General features: G+C 72.1%; 19 protein-coding genes and 1 pseudogene. 13 read left to right on the forward strand and 7 right to left on the reverse strand.

Going from position 1 to position 26,939, the window contains the following annotated elements:
- The 3 genes from ACH4YP_RS00005 to ACH4YP_RS00015 all read left to right on the forward strand — a co-directional run.
- A partial coding sequence (locus tag ACH4YP_RS00005; protein WP_398488610.1) for a cbb3-type cytochrome c oxidase subunit I occupies positions 1-435 on the forward strand: 435 nt, incomplete at its 5' end.
- Between the two features lie 5 nt (positions 436-440).
- Complete coding sequence (locus tag ACH4YP_RS00010) at positions 441-788, forward strand: hypothetical protein (protein ID WP_398488612.1); 348 nt, start codon at positions 441-443, stop codon at positions 786-788.
- Positions 789-1,026: 238 nt separating this feature from the next.
- A complete protein-coding gene (locus ACH4YP_RS00015) occupies positions 1,027-2,262 on the forward strand; it encodes a glycosyltransferase (protein WP_398489414.1) in 1,236 nt (411 codons plus the stop codon).
- 71 nt (positions 2,263-2,333) lie between these two features.
- Here the strand turns inward: ACH4YP_RS00015 and ACH4YP_RS00020 are convergent, their stop codons facing one another.
- From ACH4YP_RS00020 to ACH4YP_RS00030, 3 genes are all read right to left on the reverse strand, one after another.
- The gene (locus ACH4YP_RS00020; protein WP_398488614.1) at positions 2,334-3,773 is read right to left on the reverse strand and encodes a M6 family metalloprotease domain-containing protein; all 1,440 of its coding nucleotides are present in this window, start codon (positions 3,771-3,773) and stop codon (positions 2,334-2,336) included.
- Positions 3,774-3,994: 221 nt separating this feature from the next.
- Positions 3,995-5,854, reverse strand: a complete 1,860-nt coding sequence (locus ACH4YP_RS00025) for a cellulase family glycosylhydrolase (protein ID WP_361072218.1) — start codon at positions 5,852-5,854, stop codon at positions 3,995-3,997.
- Positions 5,855-5,952: 98 nt separating this feature from the next.
- Positions 5,953-7,920, reverse strand: coding sequence for a GTP-binding protein (locus ACH4YP_RS00030; RefSeq protein WP_398488616.1), 1,968 nt, complete (start codon positions 7,918-7,920; stop codon positions 5,953-5,955).
- 259 nt (positions 7,921-8,179) lie between these two features.
- Here ACH4YP_RS00030 and ACH4YP_RS00035 point away from each other — a divergent pair, with 259 nt between their 5' ends.
- From ACH4YP_RS00035 to ACH4YP_RS00060, 6 genes are all read left to right on the forward strand, one after another.
- Positions 8,180-8,704 carry a (2Fe-2S)-binding protein gene (locus ACH4YP_RS00035; protein ID WP_398488618.1) on the forward strand — a complete coding sequence of 175 codons (525 nt, stop codon included), beginning with the start codon at positions 8,180-8,182 and terminating at the stop codon, positions 8,702-8,704.
- Complete coding sequence (locus tag ACH4YP_RS00040; RefSeq protein ID WP_398488619.1) at positions 8,701-11,082, forward strand: xanthine dehydrogenase family protein molybdopterin-binding subunit; 2,382 nt, start codon at positions 8,701-8,703, stop codon at positions 11,080-11,082. The genes ACH4YP_RS00035 and ACH4YP_RS00040 overlap by 4 nt, the downstream gene beginning before the upstream one ends.
- Positions 11,079-11,939, forward strand: a complete 861-nt coding sequence (locus ACH4YP_RS00045) for a xanthine dehydrogenase family protein subunit M (RefSeq protein WP_361072207.1) — start codon at positions 11,079-11,081, stop codon at positions 11,937-11,939. Before ACH4YP_RS00040 ends, ACH4YP_RS00045 begins: the two co-directional genes overlap by 4 nt.
- A 196-nt stretch (positions 11,940-12,135) precedes the next feature.
- Positions 12,136-13,068, forward strand: coding sequence for an AAA family ATPase (locus ACH4YP_RS00050; protein WP_398488621.1), 933 nt, complete (start codon positions 12,136-12,138; stop codon positions 13,066-13,068).
- 42 nt (positions 13,069-13,110) lie between these two features.
- Positions 13,111-14,289: a VWA domain-containing protein gene (locus ACH4YP_RS00055; protein WP_398488623.1), complete on the forward strand. Its 1,179-nt coding sequence runs from the start codon at positions 13,111-13,113 to the stop codon at positions 14,287-14,289.
- Positions 14,282-15,385: an XdhC family protein gene (locus ACH4YP_RS00060; protein ID WP_361072975.1), complete on the forward strand. Its 1,104-nt coding sequence runs from the start codon at positions 14,282-14,284 to the stop codon at positions 15,383-15,385. The genes ACH4YP_RS00055 and ACH4YP_RS00060 overlap by 8 nt, the downstream gene beginning before the upstream one ends.
- Before the next feature lie 67 nt (positions 15,386-15,452).
- On the opposite strand, the gene ACH4YP_RS00065 is transcribed toward ACH4YP_RS00060, so the two are convergent.
- The 3 genes from ACH4YP_RS00065 to ACH4YP_RS00075 all read right to left on the reverse strand — a co-directional run bounded on the left by ACH4YP_RS00065 (position 15,453) and on the right by ACH4YP_RS00075 (position 19,514).
- Entirely contained in the window at positions 15,453-16,391 is a 939-nt protein-coding gene (locus ACH4YP_RS00065; protein WP_398488624.1) for an aminoglycoside phosphotransferase family protein, read from the reverse strand.
- A 101-nt stretch (positions 16,392-16,492) separates the two neighbouring features.
- Positions 16,493-17,008: a metallophosphoesterase family protein gene (locus ACH4YP_RS00070; protein WP_398488625.1), complete on the reverse strand. Its 516-nt coding sequence runs from the start codon at positions 17,006-17,008 to the stop codon at positions 16,493-16,495.
- Between the two features lie 4 nt (positions 17,009-17,012).
- Positions 17,013-19,514 carry a SpoIIE family protein phosphatase gene (locus ACH4YP_RS00075; RefSeq protein WP_398488626.1) on the reverse strand — a complete coding sequence of 834 codons (2,502 nt, stop codon included), beginning with the start codon at positions 19,512-19,514 and terminating at the stop codon, positions 17,013-17,015.
- Between the two features lie 386 nt (positions 19,515-19,900).
- Between ACH4YP_RS00075 and lanKC the strand changes: the two genes are divergently transcribed.
- The 4 genes from lanKC to ACH4YP_RS00095 all read left to right on the forward strand — a co-directional run bounded on the left by lanKC (position 19,901) and on the right by ACH4YP_RS00095 (position 26,605).
- On the forward strand, positions 19,901-22,585 hold the full coding sequence (lanKC, locus tag ACH4YP_RS00080) for a class III lanthionine synthetase LanKC (protein WP_398489415.1): 2,685 nt from the start codon (positions 19,901-19,903) through the stop codon (positions 22,583-22,585).
- Positions 22,586-22,668: 83 nt separating this feature from the next.
- Positions 22,669-22,785, forward strand: a complete 117-nt coding sequence (locus ACH4YP_RS00085; RefSeq protein WP_055617622.1) for a SapB/AmfS family lanthipeptide — start codon at positions 22,669-22,671, stop codon at positions 22,783-22,785.
- The gene (locus ACH4YP_RS00090; RefSeq protein WP_398489416.1) at positions 22,782-24,611 is read left to right on the forward strand and encodes an ABC transporter ATP-binding protein; all 1,830 of its coding nucleotides are present in this window, start codon (positions 22,782-22,784) and stop codon (positions 24,609-24,611) included. The genes ACH4YP_RS00085 and ACH4YP_RS00090 overlap by 4 nt, the downstream gene beginning before the upstream one ends.
- Entirely contained in the window at positions 24,608-26,605 is a 1,998-nt protein-coding gene (locus ACH4YP_RS00095; protein ID WP_398488627.1) for an ATP-binding cassette domain-containing protein, read from the forward strand. Before ACH4YP_RS00090 ends, ACH4YP_RS00095 begins: the two co-directional genes overlap by 4 nt.
- On the opposite strand, the pseudogene ACH4YP_RS00100 reads toward ACH4YP_RS00095, so the two are convergent.
- Positions 26,531-26,869 (reverse strand): annotated as a pseudogene (locus ACH4YP_RS00100) (LuxR C-terminal-related transcriptional regulator); the annotation flags it as partial. The gene ACH4YP_RS00095 and the pseudogene ACH4YP_RS00100 overlap by 75 nt on opposite strands.
- Positions 26,870-26,939 lie beyond the last annotated feature (70 nt).

The raw sequence follows: 26,939 nt of genomic DNA on the forward strand, positions 1-26,939 counted from the left end.
ACCGGCAAGATGCTCGACGAACGCCTCGGCAAGATCACCTTCTGGACGCTGTTCATCGGCTTCCACGGCACCTTCCTCGTCCAGCACTGGCTGGGCACGAACGGGATGCAGCGCCGGATTCCCGACTATCTGGCCGTGGAAGGACTGACGGTCCTCAACACGGTGTCCAGCATCTTCTCCTTCGTGCTCGGTCTGTCGATCCTGCCGTTCCTCTACAACGTGTGGAAGACGGCGAAGTACGGCGAGAAGGTCGAGGTCGACGACCCGTGGGGTTACGGCCGTTCACTGGAGTGGGCCACGTCCTGCCCGCCGCCGCGGCACAACTTCCTCACGCTGCCCCGGATCCGTTCCGAATCCCCGGCCTTCGACCTGCACCACCCCGAAATCGCCGCCGCGGCCGACCAGTTGCCCGCGACGGAGAGGGTTCTGCGGTGACGGCGATGGACGAACGGCCGGTCGACGCGGGGGCGTTGATCAACGAGTTGGAGGGTCATCTTCTGATCGAGGCCACGTGGGGTGAGGGGCGGGCCGAAGCAGACCGTTTCACCCGGCAGTTCGGGTGGCTCACCGACAGCCAGCGGGCCGAGGTCGAGGAGCGGTTCACTGAGGAGTACGTGTCACTTGCGCGGCTTTCCTGGCAGCGGACGGTTCAGCGGGGCGCTGAGTTGCGGGGTGAGTACGAGGAGGCGTATCGGGTGTTGCGCCGGCGGCTGCTCGGGGTGTGGGTGTTCGGGATGGGGCTCCTCAGCGCGGTCGGCGTTGTGGCCGTCTCGCTCGCCCGGCGGTGACGAACCGAGCCTGTCGTTCGATGGGTGCGGGTCGTCTGCGGCTGGTCGCGCCCACCATGGGGGCCCCGATCGAGCGCAGCCGAGAGTAGAGGGAGGAGTCGCAAAATGTCACAGCCCCGTGCCCCATTGAGGGGCGCTCCCCACCGCCAGGCCGACGGCCAGCCCGGCGCGTCGGGGTGCGGGCCCTATGATCCCTGGGGCACGCGCCGCCATACTGACCCTCGTGCGAGTAGCGATCATGACGGCGGGGTCGCGGGGCGACGCCGCGCCGTACACGGGACTTGGGCACGGGCTGGCGCGGGGCGGGCACGAGGTCACCGTGGTGACGCACGCGTGCTTCGAACCGCTGGTGAAGGACGCGGGGGTGGGGTTTCATCCGCTGCCCGTTGATCCGCGGGCCGAACTGGAGTCCGTACGCGGGCTCGCCCTGCATCGCAGTGTCACCGGGATCGGAAAGCTGGCCCGGGTCGTCGAGATGGCCAGGTCGCTGGTCGGAAAGATGGCCGACGATCTGGTGGCCGCGGCCGGGGCCGCCGATGTGCTGTTGCTGTCGAGTTCGCTGGGGCCCCTCGGTCATGCCATCGCCGAGGGGCACGCGCTGCCCAGCATGGGCGTCTATCTCCAACCCCTGGCGCCCACCGGGGAGTTCGCGCCTCCGGTGATCGGCACCCGCTCCCTGGGTCCGGCCGGGAACCGGCTCGCGGGGCGGGTCGTCAATGTCGCCGTCGAGCGCGTCTTCGCCGACACCACCCGGTCGCTGCGATCCCGGCTGGGGCTGCCGCCACTCGGCTCGCGTGCCGCCCGGCGTGCCCGTGAACTGCAGAACTGGCCGGTCCAGCACGGTTTCAGCCCGCTGGTGGTGCCCCGGCCGCGCGACTGGCGGCCCGGCCTCGGCATCGCCGGGTACTGGTGGCCGTACGACCACGAAGCCCAACTCCCGGGCGGACTGCGGGACTTCCTGGACGCCGGGACTCCTCCGGTCTACTTCGGCCTTGGCAGCGCGACCGTGCCGAATCCAAAGCGGCTGAGCACGGAGGTCGTACGGGCCCTGCGCGCGGCCGGGGTGCGCGGTGTCGTGCAGCGGGGCTGGGCCGGGCTGGAGGCCGTCGGGGACGACATGTTCACCGTGGACGAGGTCCCGCACTCGGCGCTGTTCCCGCGGATGGCCGCGGTGATCCATCACGCGGGTGCGGGCACGACCGCGGCCGCGCTGCGGGCCGGTGTGCCGGCCGTGCCGGTACCGATCCAGTTCGACGAGGCGTTCTGGGCCGCCAGGCTCGTCGCGCTCGGAGTGGCTCCTCGGGCCGTTCCGCTGCGCAGGCTCGGTGCCGGCACGCTCGGCGGCGCCGTGGCACGTGCCGTCACCGAGCCCGTGTACGCGCGCCGCGCGAAGGAGCTGGCCGGCCGGCTCCGGGACGAGGACGGGGTAGGTCCCGTCCTCGCCGCCGTGGACCGGCTGGCCGGAGGAGGCTGACGGCCTCGGGCCGCGGTGCCCTGACCCGCCGGGGGGGCAGGGCACTCGGCCCCAATGGCCGTCTCCTACTCCTACGCCACGGTGACGTGCACCGTCATCTCGTCGGCCCCGGGTGTGCCCACCGTCTCGATGGTGACCCCGGTCCAGGTGCCCTGGGGCAGGTTCAGCGCCGGAGCCGTCTTCTCGCCGACTGTGGTGTTGTCCTTGAACGGGTACAGGTCGTCGCTGTCACCGCGGTTGCCCCGGCCGAACATCCGGGAGAGGTCGCCGCGGCCGTCCGCCTGGAGCAGCTCGATGGCCAGGTTCTGTTCGTCGTTGACGTTGTCGATCGATTCGTCGACGACGTAGACGGCGATCCCCTCGTCGGGCAGGAAGGCGTCCTGGCCGCGACGGCGACGGTACTCGACGAGTATGTACTGGCTGTCGGACATGGTGGCGGGGTTCTGGATGAACACCGCTTCGCCGTCCTCGGCGGCGGGCCGCAGTGTGATGTCCCGGGTGGTCTTGTTCACCACCTGGGGCTCGATCCAGCCGTGGAACATGCGCAGCATGGCGGTCGGGAAGACCGGGGTCAGCCCTCCGTTGCCCCATGAACCGCCCGCCATCAGGCAGTAGTTGCCGAGCCCGGCCGAGCGGGTCAGCTGCTGCTGGCCGGTGTCGTAGTAGTCGGCCCAGCGCGCCGCGAGGTGGCCCCACTCATGGGCGCAGACGCCGACGGCACTGTCCTCGGGGACGGTCAGGAAGGTGCGCGCGGACAGGCCCGGACCGACCTCGACGCCGCCCGGGATCGTCCACTTGAGGCTCCACAGGTCGCCGCGCTGGGTCGTCTGCTCGGCGCCGCGTCCGGCGTGGATGACGAACAGGGCGGTGACGACACCTTCGTCGAGCGCGTCGAAGGAGGTGAAGTCGACTCCGGCGTCGCGGGCCGCCAGTACTGCGTCACGCGCCAACCCCTGTGAGTTGCGGGGGAAGTTGGCGTTCATGCCGGAGTTTCCGTCGGCGTAGAAGGACAGCGGCTGCGGCATCCGGAACCAGCCGTGCACCGCGCCCTGGACGTCGATGCCGGTGCTCGGCGACGTCTCGAAGGCGCTGACGTCGCGGTAGAACGAGCGCATGCTGCCGGTCGGGAACTCGTCGAGACCGAAGAGCATGCTGTCGTAGTGGCCGGGGCCGTGGTCGACCTCGTGCGGCTGGTCGGGAAAGTCGACGAGCAGCACCAACGTCCGGATGGTTCCCCGGAGTTGGGACGACGGCCGGGTGATGAGCTGCTTGTCGGTGCTGGGGCCCGGGTCGAGGGCTCCGTCGTCGAGGCCGACGAGGTTCTCGCCCCGTCGTCCCGCGCGCCAGACGGTGTAGTACTCCTCGAACGTCATGTTCCCGGGCAGGCGGCGTTCCTTGAGCAGTTCGAGATAGCGGGCGTACAACTGCGCCAGGGCCTGGGGCGACAGCGGTACCGGGCAGGCGGCGGAACAGTCGTGGACTGGCCGTACAGGGCTGAGCGTATGACGCATCAGGCACCCCCTTCAGGGGACGAACCCCTCTTGCCGGACACGGAAGATCCAGAAAAATCCGGCTATGCGAAGACCGTACGTCTTCTCATAGTTGGGGCCGAGATTACTGTCAACGTCCCCGCGCCCCAAAGGGGCGCGGGGACGTTGACACCCTGCGGCTCCGCCACCTGTGCGCGACCAGCCACGACAGACCCGCAGACGGAACACCGCCTGCGGACCCCCTAGTTGAACTCGGACGCCATCCAGGAGGACAGTTCCGCACGCGCCGCGCTCAACACCGCGGCGGACGGGGCGGTCGCTCCATTGGTGACCAGGGCGTAGTGCAACGTACCCGAGTCGGCCGCGGTGAGCAGCAGCCGACGGCTACCGGTGCCGCCCGGCTCGGCAGCCGTGGCGATCGGGGTGGTACGGGTGTACGCCGGCGGACCGAACGTCGTTCCGAGGTCGGAGACCACCGTGGTCGACGCGTTGGGGAAGGACGCCGGGAGGTGGAGTTCCGTCGGTTCGGCGCTGCCGTCGGAGCGCCAGACCTGCAGCGCGTACTGACCGGAGCCCACCAGCTGCGCGACGTTCGGCAGGGAGCTGGGCACCGGGTTCCACGTCAGCGTCGTGGAGCCGTCCCGCGAGCGGTCCTCGAAGGTGAACGCGAGCGAGCGGCCCGCGGTGGCGCTGGGGTAGACGCGGTCGAGCATCCGCGCGTCCTGGCGCAGTACGGCCTTGCCGGAGTCGTCGAGGCGTACCGCGGACAGGTCCTCGTCGTTCCAGGCGTCACCCTCGGTCTGGACCTCGTTCGGGTTGTCGTTCATCAGCTCGTGGTGGCGGCCGTTGTAGATGTCCCACTGCCACTGGGAGCCGGACAGAACGGGACCCGAACTCGCCGGATTCGCCCACCAGTTGGCGCCCTTCACCCGGGAGTCGAGGGCCTGGTACATCGCCTTGTAGACCGTCGGCGCCTTGTCGGAGACGGAGCCGACGAGCGGGTGCCCGAACTCGCTGATGATCGCCGTCGTCCCGGTGGCCGTGGCCCGGTCGCGGACGGTGCCGAAGTCACCGACGTACTGACCGTCCTCCGCCTTGCCCCACATGAAGACGCCGGAGATGGCCTTCTGGTCGTAGAAGTGGGTGTTGAAGACGTAGCGCGACCCGAGGGTCGCGTCGAGCAGTCCGCCCTCCTGCTTCTGGAAGTCGATGTTGGCGTTCCAGAAGAGGTTCGGCTCGACGAAGGCCGGCTTGGCCTGCCAGCCCGCCGCGTCCATGCGGGCGCGGAACTTGACGTAGAACGGCCACAGGACGTCCTTCTCCCACGCCCGGCTGGTCTGGCCCGAGTCGAGGGTGCCCGGGTGCGGCTCGTTCCACGGGTCGAAGCCGACGACGCCCGCGAACTGGGTCGCGGTGAGGTTCTGCTTCACATACGCCATCGTCTTCTGGGCGGTGTCGAGGAAGGCCTCCTGGAGGCCGTACTCGTTGTGCCAGAAGTCGTAAGTCGCCTGTGTCACGGCCGCGTTGGAGGTGATGTTCTGGCCCCAGAACGGGCAGATGCCGCAGTACTCGTCGGGGTAGTCGCCGAGGTCGACGGCCCACTTGGGGGCGCCGTCACCGGTGTACCAGCTGTCCGAGTCGAACAGCCAGCGGGAGTAGAGGTCCTGGTGGAAGTCGGGGTACACGCGGATCCCGGCGTCCAGGAACGCGCGTATCTGGTCGGTCGCGGCGGCCAGGTAGGCCGAGTCCACCTGGCCGCGCGTGGGCTCCGCGTACGCCCAGGAGAGCAGGAAGCGGACGGAGTTGCCGCCGCCGAGCGCCCGGAGCGCGGTCGCGGACTTCTTGGCGTCCGCGACCGAGGCGAAGGGGAGGCCGTTGTTCTCCTTGAGTTTCGTCTCGCCGGAGACGTTGTAGCCGCGCAGCACGACCTCGCGGCCGAGGCCGTCGGTGAAGCGGCCGTTCTGGACCGTGAGGGTCGCGGCGGCGGCCTGGTCGAACCACAGATCGTCGGGGAGGGCTGAGGCGGGCTGAGCTCCGGTGGTCGTCAGGAGACCGGTCAGGAGAACGAGAACGCCGAGCAGATGCACACGCAACTTCGACATGTGCACAACAGTCGCGGGTGCCTCTTCGGCCCGTCAAGACTCCTGACTTGAGAGTAAGTCACCTTTTCCGGAATGGCGTTGTGCGGATCACCGGCCGCTCACCCACCGATCCGCCGCATCACGTTCAGCAGGTATTCCTTGCGGTTGAGTGGGTTGTGATCGGTACGCGGGCGCTCCCGGACCGTGCCGCGCGCGAGCGGCGCGTAGTGGTCGAACGCGGCCTCCAGCTCACCCTCTCCGCTGGTCAGACCCGGTAGCTGTTGCTCAAGGCCGTGCACCTGGGCGGCGGGGATCGCCCCCTCCAGCACACATGACCTGCCCCTCGTCCCCGTCGTCCGGGGGACCGCCCGCAGGCTGGCGAGGACCGGGAGCAGGGCGCCCAGCGTGTCCGCCGGAGCCTCCAGGCGGAATCGGTGCATCGGCTCGTACACCTGGGTGCCCGCCTCTCGCAGCGCGTCCATCAGGACGAGCGGGGTGAGGCCGCGGAAGTCCGCTCCCGTGCTCGACATGCTCTTGTCGAAGCCCTGGTGCGCGTGGCTCTGCCGCGGCCAGTAGCCGGAGTGCGTCATGGTGACCGTGCAGTCGGGGACCCGCCAGCCGTGGATTCCCTGGCCCAGAGTCTCCCGCACCGTGTCCTCGACGGCCTTGAAGAACGCGTACGGCATCGCACCCAGCTCGACCTCCAGCCGGAACTCCACACCGGAGCCGACCGGTGCCGGGTCGACGCGCAGTCCGACCGTGGCGAGGAACGGGTTGGGTTCCTTGTCGATGAACTCGACCGCCGCGCCGCTCCCGACGGGCCGCTCGACACAGATCGTCGTCGTCTCGCGGAAGCCGACGTCCAGGCCGAACTCGTCGGCGAGGGTCGCCTGGACGACCTCCTTCTGCACCTCGCCGTAGAGGGACACGGAGATCTCCCGGCGCGTCTCGTCCAGACGCAGGTTGATCAGCGGGTCCTGCTCGGCGAGCTGGGTGAGTGCGGTGTGCAGGGCGCCCTTTTCGGCGGGGCGGCTCGGCACCACGACGGTTTCGAGGGTCGGCGGAGCGAAGAAGTGCTCGTACGACGGGCGCGGGACGCCGATGCTGTCGCCGATCCTGATGCCGTCGAGGCCCCACAGCTTGCCGATCCGGCCTGCGGAGAGCAGGCCGTCCCCGACGTCGGAGCCTCGTTCGAAGACACGGACCGCGGTGACCTTGCCTTCCTTGTCGTCTCCGAAGGTCACCCGGTCCCGGGTCCGGAGGGCGCCCGAGAACATCCGCGCGTACGCGACCCGCTCCCCCGCCCGGCCTCGCTCGACCTTGAACACCGTGCCGGAGACCTGTCCTTCGGTGTCGGTCTCGCCGACGGGAAGCAGGTCCCTGATGCCGGCGATCAGCTCGTCCACGCCGGCACCCGTCATGGCGGAGCCGAAGAACACCGGGTGCACGAGCGCCTGCCCGGTCTGGTCCGCGAGTGCCGCGTGGAGCAGGCCGTCCGGAACGCCGCCCTCGATGTACGCGGCGAGCAGCCGGTCGTCGTGGTCGGCCAGCACGTCGAGCGCGTCCGAGGTGAGTCCCGGGACGAAACGTGCCTCGGGCGTGCCCTGTCCGGCCGTCCGGCCCATCGGGACCACGGCCGGGGTGAGGCGCTCGGTGACGGCCCGCAGCACGGCCTCGTCCCGGGCGCCCCGGCGGTCGATCTTGTTGACGAAGACGAGCGTGGGAACGCGCAGCCGCCGCAGCGTCCGCATCAGGACACGTGTCTGCGCCTGGACGCCCTCCACGGCCGAGACCACGAGCACCGCGCCGTCGAGCACGCTCAGCACGCGCTCCACCTCGGCGATGAAGTCCGGGTGGCCGGGTGTGTCGATCAGATTGACCGTGACGTCGTCGATCTCGAAGGAGACGACGGCCGACTTGATGGTGATACCGCGCTGTCGTTCCAGCGCGAGGGAGTCGGTCTGGGTGCTGCCGTCGTCGACACTGCCGATCTCGTCGATGATCCCGACGGTGTGCAGCAGCCGCTCGGTCAGGCTTGTCTTACCGGCGTCTACGTGCGCCAGAATTCCCAGGTTCAGCGTGTGCACCGCTTGTCATGTCCTTTGAAGTGAGAGGGATTCCTTCCTGGGTGGACATGAACGGTGCGCGCATTGCTGCTCCTTGATTCCGGTCGACGGTGCCTCGCGGCTGATCCATCTCAGTCCATCAGGCCCTGGCATCCGCGAGCAACGGATTAACGCTCAACAAAGCCTGTCGCGGCCCTCGCCCCTCCCGGGACGCGGTCCTAGAGTGACGCCCACCACGTCCGGTGGCTGATTTCCCTCGCCCGGTTCCCTGGGAGGGCACATGACCCGTATCTCGGTGAAGGTGGACGGCACGACGTACGAGGACGAGGTGGAACCCCGTCTTCTGCTGATCCACTATCTGCGTGACCGGCTGGGTCTGACCGGCACCCCGATCGGCTGCGACACCTCCAACTGCGGGGCCTGCACGGTCGACCTGGACGGCGAGACCGTCAAGAGCTGCTCGGTACTCACGGTCCAGGCCGACGGGAGCGAGGTGACCACCGTCCAGGGGCTCGCCACGAACGGGGAGTGGCATCCCCTGCAGAAGGCGTTCCACGAGCGCCACGCCCTGCAGTGCGGGTACTGCACACCAGGGATGATCATGGCCGCGCGTGATCTGCTCCGCGAGAATCCGCAGCCGAGCGCGGACGACGTACGGCATGCGCTGGAGGGCAATCTCTGCCGGTGCACGGGCTATCAGAACATCGTGCGCGCGGTGCTCGCCGCCTCCGAGGCCGCTGAACCGTCGGTGGCCTCCACAGCATCTGCGGCTTCTGCGGCTTCCGGGCAGGAGGCAAGGACATGAGCGAGCAGATCACCGAGCGCGAGGTCGGCCGGTCCCGTCCCCGTAAGGAGGACGCCCGGCTGGTCACCGGCCAGACGAACTGGACCGACAACATCAGCGTCAACGGGCTGCTGCATCTGGCCATCCTGCGCAGCCCGATGGCGCACGCCCGTATCGACCGTGTCGACGTGACGCCCGCGCTCGAACGACCCGGTGTCATCGCCGCGTTCACCGGCCGCGACCTCGCGGAGGGGACCGCCTCGCTGCCGTGCGCCTGGCCGGTGACCGAGGACATCGTGCTGCCGGACCACCCGTCCGTCGCGGTCGACGAGGTGCGGTACGCGGGCGACCCGGTGGCCGTCGTCGTGGCCCGCGACCGGTACGCGGCCGCCGACGCGCTCGAAGCGATCGAGGTCGACTACGAGCCGCTGCCCCCTGTGCTCGACATGGAAGCCGCCCTCGCCGACGACGCCCCACTGGTCCACTCGGACAAGGGAACCAACCGCTGCTATGTCTGGCCGCTGGCCACGGGCGAGAACTACGAGACGGTCGAACAGCGCGCCGACGTCGTCGTGCGCCGCCGCTATCTCCAGCAGCGGCTCATCCCCAACGCCATGGAACCGCGCGCGGTGGTCGTCACCCCGCTCGCCGCGTCCGGCGAGTACACGGTGTACTCGGCTACCCAGGTCCCGCACGTCCTGCGCGTGATGCTCTCCATGGTCACCGGCGTCCCCGAGCACAAACTGCGCGTGGTCGCCCCCGACGTGGGCGGCGGCTTCGGCTCCAAGCTCCAGGTGTACGGCGAGGAGGTCATCGCCCTCGACATCGCGCGGCGCCTCGGCCGGCCGGTCAAGTGGACCGAGTCCCGCTCCGAGGGCTACCTCGCCACCCACCACGGACGCGGCCAGATTCAGGACATCGAGATCGCCGCGACCCGCGAGGGCAAACTGCTCGGCCTCAAGGTCGACCTGCTCGCCGACATGGGCGCCTATCTGATGCTCGTCACGCCGGGCATCCCGGTCCTGGGCGCCTTCATGTATCCGGCGATCTACAAGATGGACGCGTACGCGTTCACGTGCACGGGTGTCTTCACGACGCGTACGCCCACGGACGCGTACCGAGGTGCCGGGCGCCCGGAGGCGACGTACGCCATCGAGCGGATCATGGACGAGCTGGCCGCCGAACTCGGCCTGGATCCGGTGGAGTTGCGGCGCCGGAACTGGATCGGGCACGACGAGTTCCCGTACACGTCGATCGCCGGGCTGACCTACGACAGCGGCAACTACGAGGCCGCCACCGACAAGGCGCTCGCCCTCTTCGGGTACGACGAGCTGCGCGCCGAGCAGGCCAAGCGGAACGAGAGCGGTGACTCCGTGCGGCTCGGGATCGGGGTGTCCACGTACACCGAGATGTGCGGGCTCGCGCCGAGCCGGGTGCTGCGGGATCTGCGGTACGCGGCCGGCGGCTGGGAGGCGGCGAGCATCCGCATGCTGCCCACCGGCAAGGTCGAGGTGATCACCGGGACCAGCCCGCACGGGCAGGGGCACGAGACCTGCTGGAGCCAGATCGCCGCCGATGTGCTCGGGGTGCCCTTCGAGGACATCGAGGTCGTGCACGGCGACACCAGGTCGGCGCCGCAGGGCATGGACACGTACGGCTCGCGGTCGCTCGTCGTCGGTGGCTCGGCCGTGCATCACGCGGCCCAGAAGGTCGTCGACAAGGCGCGCAAGGTGGCCGCGCATCTGCTGGAGGCGAGCGAGCACGACCTGGAGTTCACGGACGGCGCGTTCTCCGTGAAGGGGTCGCCGGAGGCGCGGAAGACGATCCAGGAGGTCGCCTTCGAGACGTTCTCCTCGCACGATCTGCCCGACGGCATGGAGCCGACCATCAACGCCGAGCACCTGCTCGACCCGGACAACTTCTCCTACCCGCACGGCACTCACCTGTGCGCGGTCGAGGTCGACACGGAGACCGGGCGGACGTCGATCCGTTCGTACGTCTGCGTCGACGACGTCGGCCTGGTCATCAACCCGGTGATCGTCGAGGGGCAGGTGCACGGCGGGCTCGCCCAGGGCATCGCGCAGGCGCTGTACGAGGAGGCCGTGTACGACGACGAGGGCAACCTGGTCTCGGGCACGATGGCCGACTATCTGGTGCCCTCCGCGGTGGACCTGCCCGAGTTCACGACCGGTCGTACGGAGACGCCCGCCACCTCGAATCCCCTGGGGGTGAAGGGAGTTGGCGAGGCCGGCACGATCGCCTCGACACCCGCCGTCGTCAACGCGATCGTGGACGCGCTGCGGCCGCTGGGCGTCCGGGACATAGCGATGCCCTGCTCGCCGGGGCGGGTCTGGGAGGCCCTTCAGTCGGCCCGGTCGGTCGAGGAGAACCAGTCATGATTCCTCCGGCATTCGACTACGTCAGGCCCACGAGCATCGACGAGGCCGTACGGACGCTCGGCGACGCGGGCGAGGACGCGAAGGTACTGGCGGGCGGGCAGAGCCTGCTTCCGCTGCTTCGGTTGCGGCTCACCTTCCCCGAACTGGTCGTGGACATCGGCCGGATACCCGGGCTGCGCGGGGTGCGCGAGGACGGCGGCACGCTCGTCATCGGCGCGCTGACCACCCACCACGACGTCCTCGCGGATCCGCTGGTACGCCGTCACGCGGGCCTTCTCGCGGCGGCCACGGCGACGGTCGCCGACCCCGCGATACGCCATCGGGGCACCCTCGGCGGCTCGCTCGCCCATGCCGATCCCGCGGGTGATCTGCCGGCGGTGGCGCTCGCGCTGGACGCGGAGCTGGTCGCGGCGGGGCCCGGCGGCCAACGCACCATCCCCGCACGGGAGTTCTTCGTCGACTACCTCCAGACCTCGCTGCGGCCGGACGAGTTGCTGGTCGAGGTGCGGCTCCCGATGACCGACAAAGCCGCCGGCTGGGGCTTCCACTACGAGAAGTTCAGCCGGGTGGCACAGGCCTGGGCCGTGGTCGGCGTCGCGGCGCTCGTGCGGCGCGACAACGGGCACATCGCCGAGGCGCGGATCGGTCTCAGCAACATGGGGTCCACTCCCCTGCGGGCCTCGGCGACCGAGGAGGCGCTGGTGGGCGTGGGTCCGGACGGTGTGGCGGGGGCCGCACGGTCGGCGGCGGAGGGAACCCGTCCGACGGGCGATCCGTCCGCCTCGCCCGAGTACCGGGCGCATTTGGCACGGGTGCTCACACGGCGCTCGGTGCTGACCGCCGCGGGGATGGGGTGAGGAGCCGATCACACGGATGGAGGGATCGGGGTCCGCGCCGGGGTCATCGCCGTGGCCGGGGCGGGGGAGGGATGCGGTCTCGGGCCCTGGCGCGGGGCCGGGCGCGGACTCCAACCCCGACACCGGCGCGGGCGCTGGGCCGGGCGCGGGCTCCAACTCCGACTCCGGCTCGGGCGCGTTGTCCGATAGCCGCCGGTTGAGCACCGACGAGGCGTCCGGCGGTAGCCGGTTGCCCGGTGGCGGGGCCGCATGGCCGACGGGACCCGGCGACGTGCGGGAGCGGCTCGAAAAGACCGGGTACCTCGTCGACGACGGCCTGGCGGTCGCGTGTTTCCTCGCTCTGAAGCTGCGTCGGCCGATCTTCTGCGAGGGCGACGCGGGCGTGGGCAAGACCTCGCTCGCGTCGGCCTTCGCCGCCGCGCTGGACGCTCCGCTCATCCGCCTCCAGTGCTACGAGGGTATCGACGCCTCGCAGGCGCTGTACGACTGGGACTTCCCGCGCCAGTTGCTGCATCTGCGGGCGGCCGAGGCGGCCGGTGTCACCGACGCGGACCGTCTTGAGGGCGAGCTGTACGGGCGACGGTTCCTGATCGCCCGGCCACTGTTGCGGGCCCTGGAGACCCAGCCGTGCGTGCTGCTCATCGACGAGATCGACCGGGCCGACGACGAGTTCGAGGCGTTCCTGCTGGAGCTGCTGTCCGAGTACACGGTCACCGTCCCCGAACTCGGCACCCTGCGCGCCGAGTCGCCGCCCGTCGTGGTCCTCACGTCCAACCGGACCCGCGAGGTGCACGACGCGCTGAAGCGGCGCTGCCTCTACCACTGGTTCGACCATCCCGGCTTCGCCCGCGAACTCGCCATCGTACGAGGGCGGTTGCCGGGTGTGACGGCACGGCTCGCCGAGCAGGTGACCGGCCTCGTACAGGCGCTGCGCGCGGCCGATCTGGTGAAGCCGCCGGGGGTCGCCGAGACGATCGACTGGGCGGAGGCACTGGACGCGCTCGGCGCGACGGAGGTCGACGCGGAGCTGGCGGTGGCCACGCTGGGGTCGGTGCTGAAGTACCGGGAGGACCTGGAGCGGGCCCGGGGGCTCGATCTGGCGGCGCTGCTCGCGGTGCGGGGCGCGTGAGGCGAGTGAGATGCGTGAGGCGTGCGGGGAGCGGGGCGTGAGGTGACCGGGACGGAGCGCGAGGCCGGCGTCGATGAGCGCGCCGGGGCGTCCGTCGACGTGCCCGCCGTCCTCGTCGGCTTCGCCCGGGCCCTGCGCGCCGCCGGGGTCGAGGCGGGGCCCGATCGCGTACAGGCCTTCCTCGGCGCGCTCGACGTGCTGCGGCCAGGCATGCGGTCCGACGTGTACTGGTCGGGGCGGCTGACCCTGTGCGGCAGCCGGGACGATCTGGAGCGGTACGACCGGGTGTTCGCCGCCTACTTCGGGGGCGCGGCGTCCGAAGGCCGGGGGATGCGGGCCTCTCCCCCGCCACGGCTGCGGATGACCGTACGGGACGCGGGGCCCGCCCCTCGTGCGCGGGTCGAGGGCGAACGGGATGCCGTGCCGACAGCGGCCCTCGCGAGCTCCGCCGAGGTGCTGCGGCACCGGGACTTCGCCGGGCTCACCGACGCCGAGCGGGGTCAACTCCGGCGGCTGCTGGCCGCGTTCGCTCTGCGGGGCGAGCTCCGGCGTACCGCCCGGATGCGGCCGGCCAGGCGCGGGGTCGTCGATCCGCGGCGCACCGTGCGGGAGGTGCTGCGGCGGGGCGGCGAGCCCGCGCCGCCCCGGATGCGGGCGCGGGCCGAGCGACCGCGCCGGGTGGTGCTGCTGGTGGACGTGAGCGGCTCGATGGCCGCGTACGCGGACGCGCTGCTGCGGTTCGCGCACGCCGCCGCGCATGCCGCCCCGCACGGCGGGCGGGCGCGTACGGAGGTGTTCACGATCGGTACGCGGCTGACCCGGGTGACCCGTGAGCTGACGCACCGCGACCCCGGCACCGCGCTGGCCGCGGTCGCGGCGGCCGTGCCGGACTGGCGCGGCGGCACACGGCTCGGCGAGCTGCTGCGGGGTTTCCTCGACCGGTGGGGGCAGCGCGGTATGGCGCGCGGCGCGGTGGTCGTCGTGCTGTCGGACGGCTGGGAGCGTGGCGATCCGGAGCTGCTCGCGGCCCAGATGCGACGCTTGCACCGGCTGGCGCACCGGGTGATCTGGGCCAATCCGCGCAAGGCCCGTCCCGGCTACGCGCCCCTGGCCGCCGGTATGGCGGCGGCGCTGCCGAGCGTTGACTCATTCGTAGAGGGGCACAGTCTGGCCGCGCTGGAACGTCTGGCGGCGGTGGTGAGAGGAGCGGGCGATGCGTGAGATCCTCCCGGCGCTCGGCCGGTGGTACGCGGAGGGCTCCGCCTTCGGTCTCGCCACGGTCGTCGCCGTCAGCCGGAGCGCGCCGCGGGATCCGGGCGCCTCCATGGCCGTCGGCCCCGGTGACGAGGTCGTGGGCAGCGTGTCCGGCGGCTGTGTCGAAGGGGCGGTGTTCGAGCTGGCCCAGGAGGTGGTGGAGTCCGGCGAGGCACGGCTCGAAACCTTCGGGTACAGCGACGACGACGCGTTCGCCGTCGGTCTGACCTGCGGCGGGGAGATCACCCTCCTCGTACGGCCCGTCACGGCCGCCCTCGACCCGTCCTTCGGGGCGGTCGCGGAGTCGGTGACCGCGGGCCGCCCGGTGACCGTGGCGACGGTGATCGACGGCCCGGCTCGGCGTGGCGCGACCCTCGCCGTCTGGGAGGACGAGGTGTCGGGCACGCTCGGCACGACCGGCCTGGATGTGGCGGTGACCGCCGACGCGCGGGGCGAACTGGCCCTGGGCGCCACGGGGCAGCGGCACTACGGCCCGCGCGGTGAGCGGCGCGAGGACGCCGTGACCGTCTTCCTGAACTCCTTCGCTCCCCCGCCGCGGATGCTGGTCTTCGGGGCGATCGACTACGCGGCCGCCGTGGCCCGGATCGGGGCCTTCCTCGGCTACCGGGTCACCGTGTGCGACGCCCGGCCCGTCTTCGCCACCCCGAAACGCTTCCCGGCCGGCGTGGAGGTCGTCGTCGAGTGGCCGCACCGCTATCTGCACGCCACCCCGACCGACGAACGCACGGTGATCTGCGTCCTCACCCACGACCCCAAGTTCGACGTGCCGCTCCTGGAGGAGGCGCTGCGTCGGCCGGCCGCGTACATCGGGGCCATGGGCAGTCGGCGTACGCACGACGACCGGATGAAGCGGCTGCGGGACGGCGGGCTCGGCGAGGCCGAACTGGCCCGGCTGCGCTCGCCGGTCGGCCTCGACCTCGGAGCGCGTACGCCCGAGGAGGTGGCCGTGTCCGTCGCCGCCGAGATCGTCGCGCTGCGCTGGGGCGGCAGCGGCGCCCCGCTGACGGCGACGGCCGGGGAGATCCACCCGCGGGAGCAGTGACGAGGCGCAGCCTTCGCGGCGGCCCACCTGGACGACGGCCGTCCTGCGCCTGAGACGTCGGCGCGTGTCAGGTCTCCTCGCGGTGGTCGGCGATGATCGCTTCGAGGTGGCGCAGGGCGGTGGTCACTCGGGCCGGGTCCTCCTGGAAGAAGGGGTCGTCGAGCACGGGAAGTGATCCGGCGAGCGCCCAGCCGCGTCCGCGCGCCCAGGTGGCGTCGTCGTCGCCGAGTGCCTCGCGGAAGGTGCCGCGCGCCGCGTCGGGCAGGAACTTCCACGCGGGCAGCACGTCGACGGCGGGGTCGCCGACGCCCAGCGTGCCGAAGTCGATGACCGCGCTGAGGTGGCCGTCGGCGGACAGCAGGTTGCCGGTCGCGAGGTCGCCGTGGAACCAGACCGGCGGTCCGTCCCAGGCGGGTGCCGTGAGCGCCGCGTCCCACACCGCCGTCACCGCGTCGGTGTCCACCACGCCCTTCAGTTTGGCGATCTTCGGCCGGACCACGGCGTCGGCTGCCAGCGAGTCTCGTTCGTCGCCCATGGGTACCCCGCGGAACGCGTTGCTCCAGTGCGGTCCTGGGCCGTCGGTGGCGTCGATCTTCCGCAACGCCCTGATGAACTCGGCGAGTTGCCCGGCCGCCCGCACCGGATCCGCGAGCCCCTCGGTGGTCGCCGTCTCGCCCTCCAGCCACCGGTAGACCGACCAGGGGAAGGGATAGCCCTCCCCCGGCACCCCCGCCGCGAGCGGTTCGGACACCGTGAGCGGCAACTGCGGGGCGAGCAGCGGCAGCCAGCGGTGCTCCCGCTCCACCTGTCCGACCCAGCGCGGGTAGCGCGGCAGCCGTACGGACAGGACGTTGCCCAGCCGGAAGGTCGCGTTGTCCATCCCTGAGCGGGGAACCGGTGAGATCGGGAGTTCGGCCCACTGGGGGAACTGGGCGGCGAGCAGACGGCGGACGAGATGGGCGTCGATGGTCACGTCGTCGTGGGCATGCGGGTCACCGGATGACAAGGGTCAACTCCTGGATGCGGACCGGGAAGCGGCCGACCCATCCCATCCGCCGGAACACTCATCGTCCACTGGTTTTCCGTCGGACCGTCAGCCCCGGACCGTCAGCCGCCCGCCGGTTTCCGGGGCGGCAGCTGGTGCAGTTGCACGTCGGTGAGCTCGCCGTTCTTCACTGCCGCCGTCATGTACGTGCAGTGCGGCTGGCGCCTGCGGTCGGTGGGCGAGCCCGGGTTGAGGAGGCGCAGGCCGGTCGGGGCCGTGGTGTCCCAGGGGATGTGGCTGTGGCCGAAGACGAGGACGTCGAGGTCCGGGAAGCGGGCGGCGCACCGCGCCTCCCGGCCCTGAGCGGCGCCGGTCTCGTGGACCACTCCGACGCGCAGGCCGTCCAGGTCGGCCAGGGCGATCTCGGGGAGACGGGCCCTCAGCTCCGGGCCGTCGTTGTTGCCGTACACGCCGATGACCCGGTTCGAGCGGCTCTCCAGGAGGTCGAGGGTGGCGGTGTCCACCCAGTCGCCCGCGTGGATCACGACGTCGGCGCGCGGGAGTTCGGCGAGCAGTGGCGCGGGGAGTTGCTTGGCGCGCTTGGGGAGGTGGGTGTCGGACAGCAGGAGGAGGCGCACGCGATCAGCCTAGGACGGGCGGTTCGGCGAGGAGTGGTTCGGTGACGGGCGGTCCGGTCACGGCGATCTCGGCCCACACCTGTTTGCCACCGCTGACCGGGACTGTTCCCCAGGTCACGGAGAGGGCCTCGACAAGGAGGATGCCGCGGCCGCCGGTGGCCTCCCAGCCGATGCTGGTGGGCTTGATGGGCGTCCGTGGTGAGGCGTCGGCGACAGCGATGCGCAGGCGGTCGTTGATGAGGGTGAGGTCGAAGCGGACCTGGCCGTCGGTGTGCACGAGGGCGTTGGTGACCAGTTCGGAGACAATCAGGAGGATGGCGTCGTACTCCTCCGTCACGCCCCAGGCGCGCAGGGTGCGCCGGGTGAAGCGGCGGGCGTGGCGGACTGCCTGCGGTACGCGCCACACCGTCCAGCTCTCGCGCAGCGGTCGCAGGTCGAGGCCGTCGTAGCGCATGAGGAGCAGGGCCACGTCGTCGCTGCGGTTGGCGTTCGCGAGCAGGGCGTCGGCGACGAGTCCGAGGTGGGCGGGGTCGGCGGCGGACAGCTCGTCGCACAGCCGGTTCAGGCCGTCCTCCATGTCGAGCTCGGAGGACTCGACGAGGCCGTCGGTGGTGAGGGCCACGACGGTGCCGGGCCGCAGCGGCAGCGGGCTCATCGGGAAGTCGGCCTGGGTGATGACGCCCAGCGGTGGTCCGCCCTCGGTGACGACGATCTCGGTTGTGCCGTCCGGGTGGCGCAGGACCGGCGGCAGATGTCCGGCGCGTACGCACCAGGCCGTGCCCTCCGCCATGTCGACGTCCACGTAGCAGCAGGTGGCGAAGAGGTCGGTCTCCATGTCCATGAGCAGCCGGTTGGCGTGCGAGACGACCACGTCCGGCGGGTGGCCCTCGACGGCGTACGCGCGTAGCGCGGTGCGCATCTGGCCCATGAGCGTGGCGGCCTGGGCGTTGTGCCCCTGGACGTCGCCGATGACGAGGGCGACATGGCTGTCGGGCAGCGGGATCACGTCGTACCAGTCGCCGCCGACCTCCAGGCCCGCCGTGGTGGGCAGATAGCGGGCCACGGCCTCCGCGCCCGGCAGGGGCGGCAGTCTGCGCGGGAGGAGGGTGCGCTGGAGCATGCCGACGAGTTCGTGTTCGGCGTCGAAGGCGTGGGCGCGCATCAGGGCCTGGCCGGCGAGACCGGCGGAGGCGGTGAGCAGGGCACGCTCGTCGGGTCCGAAGTCGTGCGGGGTGTCCCAGCCGATGAGGCAGGCGCCGGCCATTCTGCCGCTGCCGGCCGGCAGCGGGAGGATGGCGAGGCCGCCGGGGCCGACCTCGGCGAGCGTGGCCTCCAGCGGGGTTCCGGCCGGCCAGATGGCCGCGCGGCCGTCGCGCAGGGCGGCCGCCAGGGTCGGCATGGTGCGTACGGGTGCGTCGGGCCACTCCGAGCGCCACTCCGAGCGCCAGACCTCGGGCCAGGCCTCCGGTTCGGGCGGGTCCAGGACGGTGACGACGAGGCGGTCGCCCTCCAGCTCGGCCAGGGCGATCCGGTCGGCCTTCAGGGGCCGGCGCAGGGCGGTGACGACGGCCTGGCTGACGTCGTGGACGGTGCCCGCGGTGGCGAGGGCCGCGGCGAGGCGCTGGACGCGGGCGACCTCGTTGCCGCCGGAGCGGAGCTTGGAGGCGTCGGCGACGGTGCCCACCAGCCGGGACGGGCGCCCGTCGGCGGCAGGCAGGAGGCGTGCGCGCAGCCTGAGCCACCTCTGGTCGCCCGAGGGCTGGAGGATGCGGAACTCCAGCTCGCGCTCGCCGACGGACATGTGGTCGGACTCCACCACGGACATCAGCGAGGGCAGATCCTCCGGCACGGCCATCCCCAGCAGGGTCTCGACCTTGCCGTCGAACTGGTCGGGGGCGAGCCCGAACAGCTCCAGCATCTCGTCGTCGACCTCGACGCGCCCGGTGTCCATGGCCAGGCTGAACGAGCTGCTGGGCAGGTCGTCGGAGTCCTCGGACCCGGCTCCGGTGGAGGGCGGGAAGGAGACGGCCTCGGCGAGCAGTGCGAGGCAGGTGCGGTCCTCGGTGTCGAAGCCACCCGGGTTCTCGTTCACGGCGACCAGACAGCCTCCGCCGCGCGGGTCCGGGGCCAGCGGCAGGGCGGCCAGCCAGAAGTCCCCCGCGGGCATGGGGCGGGCGCCGGGGCGTACGGCGAGCTCCTCGGGGCTGAGCCACAGGGACCGGCCGAGACGGTAGGCGTCCGCCGCGGGCGAGCCACCGGAGAGCGGGTAGCTGTCGCGCAGCCCGTAAAGGGACCGGGGTACGCCCGCCGCCTCGATCAGACACAGTTGGTCACCGCTGTCGCCCGGCGCGTACACGGTGGCGAGCGTCGCGCCACCGAACACGAGTGCCTGTTCGAGCACGCTCCGTAGTCGTTCGGAGGTCCCGAGGTCCGTGTGAAGCGCCTTGAGGGCAAGTTCGGTACGCAGCGTTCTCGTTCTGCGTTCCGCAGCGCCCTCACTGACCACGTCCGCAATTACAGCGCTTCCGGGACGGCGGCGCAGCCCCTGTGACCGTTCGGAGGCAGGTCATCGGTCGGGGCCCGGGTCGGGCGGGAGTCCAGGAGGCGGGTCCCCGGGCGACTGCGGGACGTATGTCTCCGTATGTCCCGGAGCACGGCGTGTCTCGGGCCGTCTCGGGCCGTCTCGGGCCGTCTCGGGCCGTCTCGGCACAGGGTGCGGCCGTCCGGGGGTATGCGCGACGCCGAACATCACACCGGCGCGGCTGTCGGGGACCGTCCGAAGGAGACCGAACGCGACCCGACCCGTGCATTCCTCACGGTCACCTCGTGACAGCCGTGACTGTCCGGGCTCTTCGTGGGGTGGAAGGCTCGGCAGCCGTCGAGGGGAATGCGATGGACGAGCGGTACGAGGTCTACGCGCTGGCCGACAGGTTCTTCTACGAGACGCCGGACCGGCTGACCGGGGAGGGGCGCGGCGAAGCGCCCGGCTACGAGACGGCCCGGCGGGCGGTGCCCGAGGGGTGGCGGGCGGCCCGGATCGGGGACTGGCTGACGATGACCCCTGTCGACGGGGAGGGCCGGCCACGGTCCGGACCGGTCCAGGGGTGGAAGATCCACGCCTCGGCCACCCGGGAGAACGCGGAGCGGATCGCGGCAGCCGTGTGGGACTACTGCGTGCCCCGGCTGATCCCCTTCAAGTTCGTGCCGGGTCCGCAGCTGCTGCAGCTGCGGAACGTCAAGTACGCCGCCCGCGACACGAGCGGCAAGTTCGTCACCGTCTATCCCGCGGACGAGGACCAACTCCAGGTCGTACTGGAGGAGTTGGGCACACTGCTGGCGGGTCTCGAAGGGCCGTACATCCTCACCGACCTGCGCTGGAACGACGGTCCGCTGTATGTGCGCTACGGGGCGTTCGCGCGGTCCTTCGTCGTCGACGAGCGCGGCGCGCTGGTGCCCGCGGTGACGGACGGCGACGGACGGCGCGTGCCGGACCGGCGGGCGCCCTCCTTCCAGGTGCCGGAGTGGGTGACCCTGCCCGCGTTCCTGGAACCGCAGCTCGCCGCGCGCAACACGACGACGGTCGGCGAGCTGCCGTACCGCATCGAGAAGGCGCTGCACTTCTCCAACGGCGGTGGCGTGTACGCGGGCGTCGACACCCGCGACGGGAGCAGGGTCGTCCTCAAGGAGGGCCGGCCGCACGCGGGGCTCGCCGCCGACGGGGCGGACGCCGTGGCCCGGCTCGGCCGGGAGAAGTACGCCCTGGAGCGGCTGGCCGGTCTCGGTGTGGTGCCCGGGGTGCGCGACTGGTTCATGCTCGGCGAACACCGCTTCCTCGTCATGGACTTCCTGGAGGGCCGGCCGCTCAACTCCTTCTTCGCCGAACGCCATCCACTGCTCACCGCCGACCCGGATCCCGCCGCCGTCGCCGACTACACGGCGTGGGCGCTGCGTGTTCACGGGCTGGTCGAGGAGGCGGTCGAGGCGGTGCACGCGCGTGGCATCGCCTTCAACGACCTGCACATGTTCAACATCATGGTCGCCTCCGACGAACGGTCGGTCGCCCTCCTCGACTTCGAGGCCGCGGCGCCGATCGAGGAGGACGGCCGCCAGATCGTCGCCCACCCGGGGTTCTTCGCACCGCCGGACCGGACGGGCGCGGACGTGGACCGGTACGCGCTGGCGTGTCTGCGGCTCGCGATGTTCATGCCGGTCACCACGCTGTTCGTGGTGGACCGGGCGAAGGCGGCACACCTCGCCGAGATCATCACCGGTCAGTTCCCTGACGTGCCACGGGAGTTCCTCGCCGAGGCGGTCGCCGAGATCACCCGGGACCCCGGTTCCCGCACGACTGCCTCACCGTCCTCCGCGACGGCCTTCCTGCCGCCGCCCGTGAACGCATCGCCATCGCCCGCGAACACCTCGCCGTACGCCGGGCTCGCCGAGCCCGGTGACTGGCCCTACAGCCGTGACTCGATGGTCAAGGCGATCCTCGCCTCGGCCACACCGGAGCGCGACGACCGGCTCTTCCCCGGCGACATCGCCCAGTTCTCCGACGGCGGCGGACTCGGGCTGGCGTACGGGGCCGCGGGCGTGCTGTACGCCCTGGCGGAGGCTGGCGCGGACCGGTACGAGGAGGGCGAGCGCTGGCTGCTCGACCACACCGACCCGGTGCCGACGGGCACGCCGCTCGGCCTGTACGACGGTCTCGCGGGCGTCGCGTACGTCCTCGACCTGCTCGGACACCGGCAGCGGGCACTGGACCTCGTCGACACCGTGCTCAAGGAGAAGTGGCGGAAGCTGTCCTCCGACCTGAAGGGCGGGCTCGCCGGGCTCGCCTTGGTGCTCGACCGGCTGGCACGCACGACCGGGGAGCCGGAACTGGACCTCCGGGCGGCGGAGGTGGCACGGATCCTCCGGGAGCGGGCGGCCGAGCCGCGGCCCGAACCGAGGAAGCGCCGCGCCGGACTCCTCCGCGGCGCGAGCGGGCCCGCGCTGTTCCTGCTGCGCCGGTACGAGTCGACCGGTGACCCCGAGCTGCTGACCTCGGCCGCCGAGGCGCTGCGGCGGGACCTGGAGTGCTGTGTCGTCCAGCGGGGCGGCGGCCTGGAGGTCGATGAGGGCCGACGCACCCTCCCCTACCTCGGCGACGGCAGCGCGGGAATCGGTCTGGTCATCGACGACCACCTCGCCCTCGCGCGCGACCGCGGCGGCCGGAGCGAGTACAGCGGAGACGAGGACGACCGGGGCGAGTTCGAGCGCGCCCGCTCGCGGATCCTGACCGCCGCCACCTCACGCTTCTACGCGCAGCCCGGGCTGTTCCAGGGCCGGGCGGGCATGATCCTCCACCTGAGCCGCACCGGCGCGGACCCCGGGCAGCTCGCCGAGCAGATCGCCGGGCTCGGCTGGTTCGCGATGCCCTACCAGGGCCAACTGGCCTTCCCCGGGCACCAGATGATGCGCCTCTCCATGGACCTGGGCACCGGAACGGCAGGGTGTCTGCTGGCGCTCGGCGCCGCCCTCGACGGTGAGGCCCTCGCCCAGCTGCCGTTCCTGCCGCCGCCTCGACGGCGGCCCTGAAACGCGGTTCCGCCGTCCGGCGGAGTCGTGACACCAAACCCCGTCCCCACAGGGCGACTTCACCGAGAGAAAAGGACATCACCATGGCACTTCTCGACCTGCAGACGATGGAATCCGACGAGCAGACGGACGGCGGCGCGAACAGCACCCTCAGCCTGCTCTCGTGCATCAGCGCGGCCAGCGTCACCCTGTGTCTCTGACATCACCGCGTTCACACGGCTCCGGGCGGTACCCGATCCCCAGTGGGGAGGGGCCGCCCGGGGCCTCGCGCGGCGTTGCGCTGCTGCGTGCGGCGACCCGGCACAGTGGCGTCCGCTGCGCGGCCCTCGCCTTGCTGTCCCTGGCCGGGACGGCGGCGGGCCTGCTGCTGCCGGCCGCGCTGGGCCGGGCGCTCGACGCCCTGCTGGCGGACGCCTCCCGGGCCACGAACTGGGTGCTCTGCTGCACGGCCCTGGTACTGGTGCTCGCCGTGCTCGACGCGTGCGAGACGGTACTGGGCGCGACCACGAACGCCCGGGCCACCGCGTGGCTGCGCGAGCGGCTCACGGGCCATGTGCTGGGCGTGGGACCCCGGGCCGGGCACCGGTTCGGGCCGGGTGAACTCGTCGCGCGTCTCGTCGGCAACGCCGCGCAGGCCGGAACGGCCCCCGCCACGCTGGCCGGCCTCTTCGCCGCCCTGGCCGCTCCGCTCGGGGCGATCGTGGCGCTCTGGCTGATCGACCCCCTGCTGGCACTCGTGTTCCTGGGCGGCGTCCCGGTCGTCGTGGCGGTGCTGCGGGCCTTCGCCCGCAACTCCTCGCGGTGCGTGGCCCGTTACCAGGACGCGCAGGGACGGATCGCGGGCGCGCTGGCGGAGGCGATCGACGGCGCGCGCACCATCGCGGCGGGCTGGACCGCCGACAAGGAGGTCGCGCGGATCCTGCGGCCACTGCCCGGACTGTCCCGCGAGGGCCACCGGATGTGGCGCGTCCAGGGACGCGCCGCCGCACAGGCCGTCGGGGTGGCACCGCTGCTGCAGATCGCGGTGCTGGCCACGGCGGGCCTGCTGCTCACCCGACATCGGCTCTCCGTCGGTGAGTTGCTCGCCGCCTCCCGTTACGCCGTACTGGCGACCGGCGTCGGCGTGCTCGTCGGCCGGCTGGGCGGGCTGGTCGAGGCCCGGGCTTCGGCACGCCGCATCGGCGAGGTGCTGGACGAGCCGGACGCTGTGTACGGGACACGCCATCTCCCGCAAGGCCAGGGCCAGTTGGAGCTGCGTGCCGTGACCGCCCGGAACCGCGGCGGCCGTACCGTGCTGGACGGTGTCGACCTCGTCGTCCCCGGCGGAACCACACTGGCCGTGGTCGGACGCTCGGGCGCGGGCAAGTCACTGCTCGCCGCGCTCGCCGGGCGGCTGGCCGATCCGGACTCCGGAGAGGTGCTTCTCGACGGGGTGCCGCTGCGCGAACTGGACCGGCACGCACTGCGGCGCGCGATCGGATACGCCTTCGAACGCCCCGCCCTGCTCGGCGGGACCGTCGAGGACACGATCGGCTTCGGCCACCCGCAACCGCCCCCGGACCGGGTCCGGGAGGCGGCCCGTACCGCCCGCGCCGACGAATTCGTACGCCGCCTCCCCCACGGTTACGCGACACCCTGCGCCGCGGCCCCCTTGTCCGGCGGTGAGGCCCAACGCCTCGGTCTGGCACGGGCGTTCGCCCGTGGCGGGCGGCTGCTGGTCCTGGACGACGCGTTGTCGAGCCTCGACACGGTGACGGAACACCACGTCACGGAGGCGCTCTTCCGGCGCACACCGGGGTGCGGCCGCCTGGTCGTCGCCCACCGGGCGTCGACCGCGGCACGGGCGGACTCGGTGGCATGGCTGGAGGGAGGGCACGTGCGAGCCGTCGGTCGGCACGCGGAGTTGTGGGCGCAGCCCGAGTACCGGGCCGTCTTCGGCGGCGATGCGGCCGGGTACGCGGGCGACGGCGTCGTCCACACCGGCGACGCGCCTCCGGGCGCCGAGCGGAACGGAGGGAGTCCGTGAGCGGGGCCCGGCCGAGCGACCGGCGACCCGGAGGTGAGCCGCCCCGCGGTGCCCGGCGCTCCGGCACCACCACGGCTGACAGGCACAACAGCGTCCACCGGCGCGGGCTCCGCTTCCTGCGGACCAGGCGGCGCGTGGTCGGACGGCTCGCCGCGTGGTCCGTACTGGAGACCGCGCAGACCTTCCTCACCGGGTACGCGCTGGCGCGGGCCCTCGACGCCGGGTTCCTGGCCGGTCGGGTGGACGTGGGGCTCGGCTGGCTCGCTGCGGCTGCTGTCGCCGTGCTGGTCGGGGCGTACGGGACCGGGCGGGTCTACGGGGCCGTGGCCGCGCTGGTCGAGCCGTTGCGGGACCGGCTCGTACGGCACGTGGTCGAGCGGGGGGTGCGGGACGCGGACCGGGGCGCGCTGTCCCGGCTCACCCAGCAGGTGGAGATCGCCCGGGACACCTTCGCGGGACTCGTGATGGTGTCGCGCTCGTTCGTGTTCACCGCCGCCGGCGCCCTGATCGGCCTGTTCTCGCTCGCACCGCCGCTGCTGCTCGTGGTGGCGCCGCCGCTCGCCGCCGGTGTGGCCCTGTTCGCCCTGACACTGCGGCCGTTGACCCGCCGCCAGGAGGCGTTCCTCGTCGCCGACGAGGACCTTGCCGCCCAACTAGGCGCGGTCTGCCCGGGGTTGAGGGACATCACGGCCGCCGGCGCCGAGGACCAGGTCGCCGCCGAGGCGGGGGCATGTATCGCGGCTGAGCAGAGTGCCGCGCGGTCGCTGGCCCGCTGGGGTGTCCTGCGGGTGGTGGCCCTGGCGATCGGCGGACAGCTCCCGATCGTCCTGCTGCTCGCGACCGCACCCTGGCTCCTCTCCCACGGGGTCACGCCCGGCGCGCTGGTGGGCGCCCTCGCCTATGTCACGCAGTCCCTGCTCCCGGCCCTGCAGAACCTGATCCACGGCCTGGGCACGAGCGGCTCCCGGCTGGCGGTCGTCCTCCGCCGGCTCGCGCCGGACACTCCGGCACCCACGAACGCCCTCGCCGCTCTCACTCCGGACCCGGCACCCGCATCGGGCTCCGCGCCGCCCGGACCCCCTGCCGCCGTCACCCTCTCCTCCCTCACCTTCGCCTACGGCCCCACAAGCGAGCCGGTGATCGACGGCCTCGACCTGTCCATCGCCCACGGCACCCATCTGGCGATCGTGGGCCCCAGCGGCATCGGCAAGTCCACTCTCACCGCCCTCATGGCCGGGCTCCTCGCACCGACCGGCGGCTCCGTCGGCATACGCCCGGCGCTCGACCGCCCCGCCCCCTGCCACCCCGGGCGCCCCGCCCGCGTACTGATCCCGCAGGAGGCGTACGTCTTCACCGGGACGCTCGCCGAGAACCTCGGCCAGCTGCGGCCGACCCTCGTGCCCGAGCGGGAGCTGCTGGGCGCGGCCGAGGCCCTCGGGCTGGGCGCGCTGCTCGACAGGCTGGGCGGGCCGACGGCCGAGGTCGACCCCGGGGCCCTGTCCTCGGGCGAGCGCCAGCTCATCGCGCTGACCCGTGCCTACCTCGCGCACGCTCCCCTGGCCCTGCTGGACGAGGCCACCTGTCACCTGGACCCGGCGGCCGAGGAGCGCGTGGAGCGCGCCTTCGTCCGGCGGGGCGGCACGCTCGTGGTCGTGGCGCACCGCATCAGTTCCGCCCTCCGCGCGGACCGGGTGCTGGTCATGGACGGCCGGCGGACCGCGTACGGCAGCCACGACGAGCTGATGGAGCGGTCCCCGCTCTACCGCGAGCTGGTCGGTGCCTGGTCGCCGGCCGGCGGAGCCACGACCCGCCCCGCCGCCCGCCTGCCGGAGACGTCACAGCCAGCCCTCCCCCTGCGAGATCCGGATGGCGTCGACGCGGTTGCGGGCGCCGGTCTTGCGCGTGATCGCCGCCATGTAGTTGCGTACGGTCCCGTTGGACAGATGGAGGCTTCCGGCGATCTCGGCGACGGAGGCACCCTCGGCGGCCAGTGAGAGCACGCTCAGTTCCCTGCTGGTCAGCGGCATGCTGGCGGCCCGGAGGAAGCCGAAACCGAGCGAGTCGTCGACGAAGCGTTCGCCCGCGGCCACCCGTCGTATCGCGGAGACCAGCCGCTCCGGCGAGCTCTCCTTGTCCACGTAGCCGAGCGCCCCGGCGTCGAACGCGCGCCGCAGGAGACCAGGTCTTCGCGCCGTGGCCATCACCAGCAGCCGGGGCTCCGCCGTCCCCGGCCCCCGCAGGTCGCCGAGCGGCGGCATCTCGTACGAGTCCGCGCGATCGAGATCCGCCGCGCAGACGTCGGGCCGCAGCGATCGGGCGCTCCCGGAC

The organism is Streptomyces sp. NPDC020747, assembly GCF_044334695.1.
Taxonomy (GTDB): Bacteria; Actinomycetota; Actinomycetes; order Streptomycetales; family Streptomycetaceae; genus Streptomyces.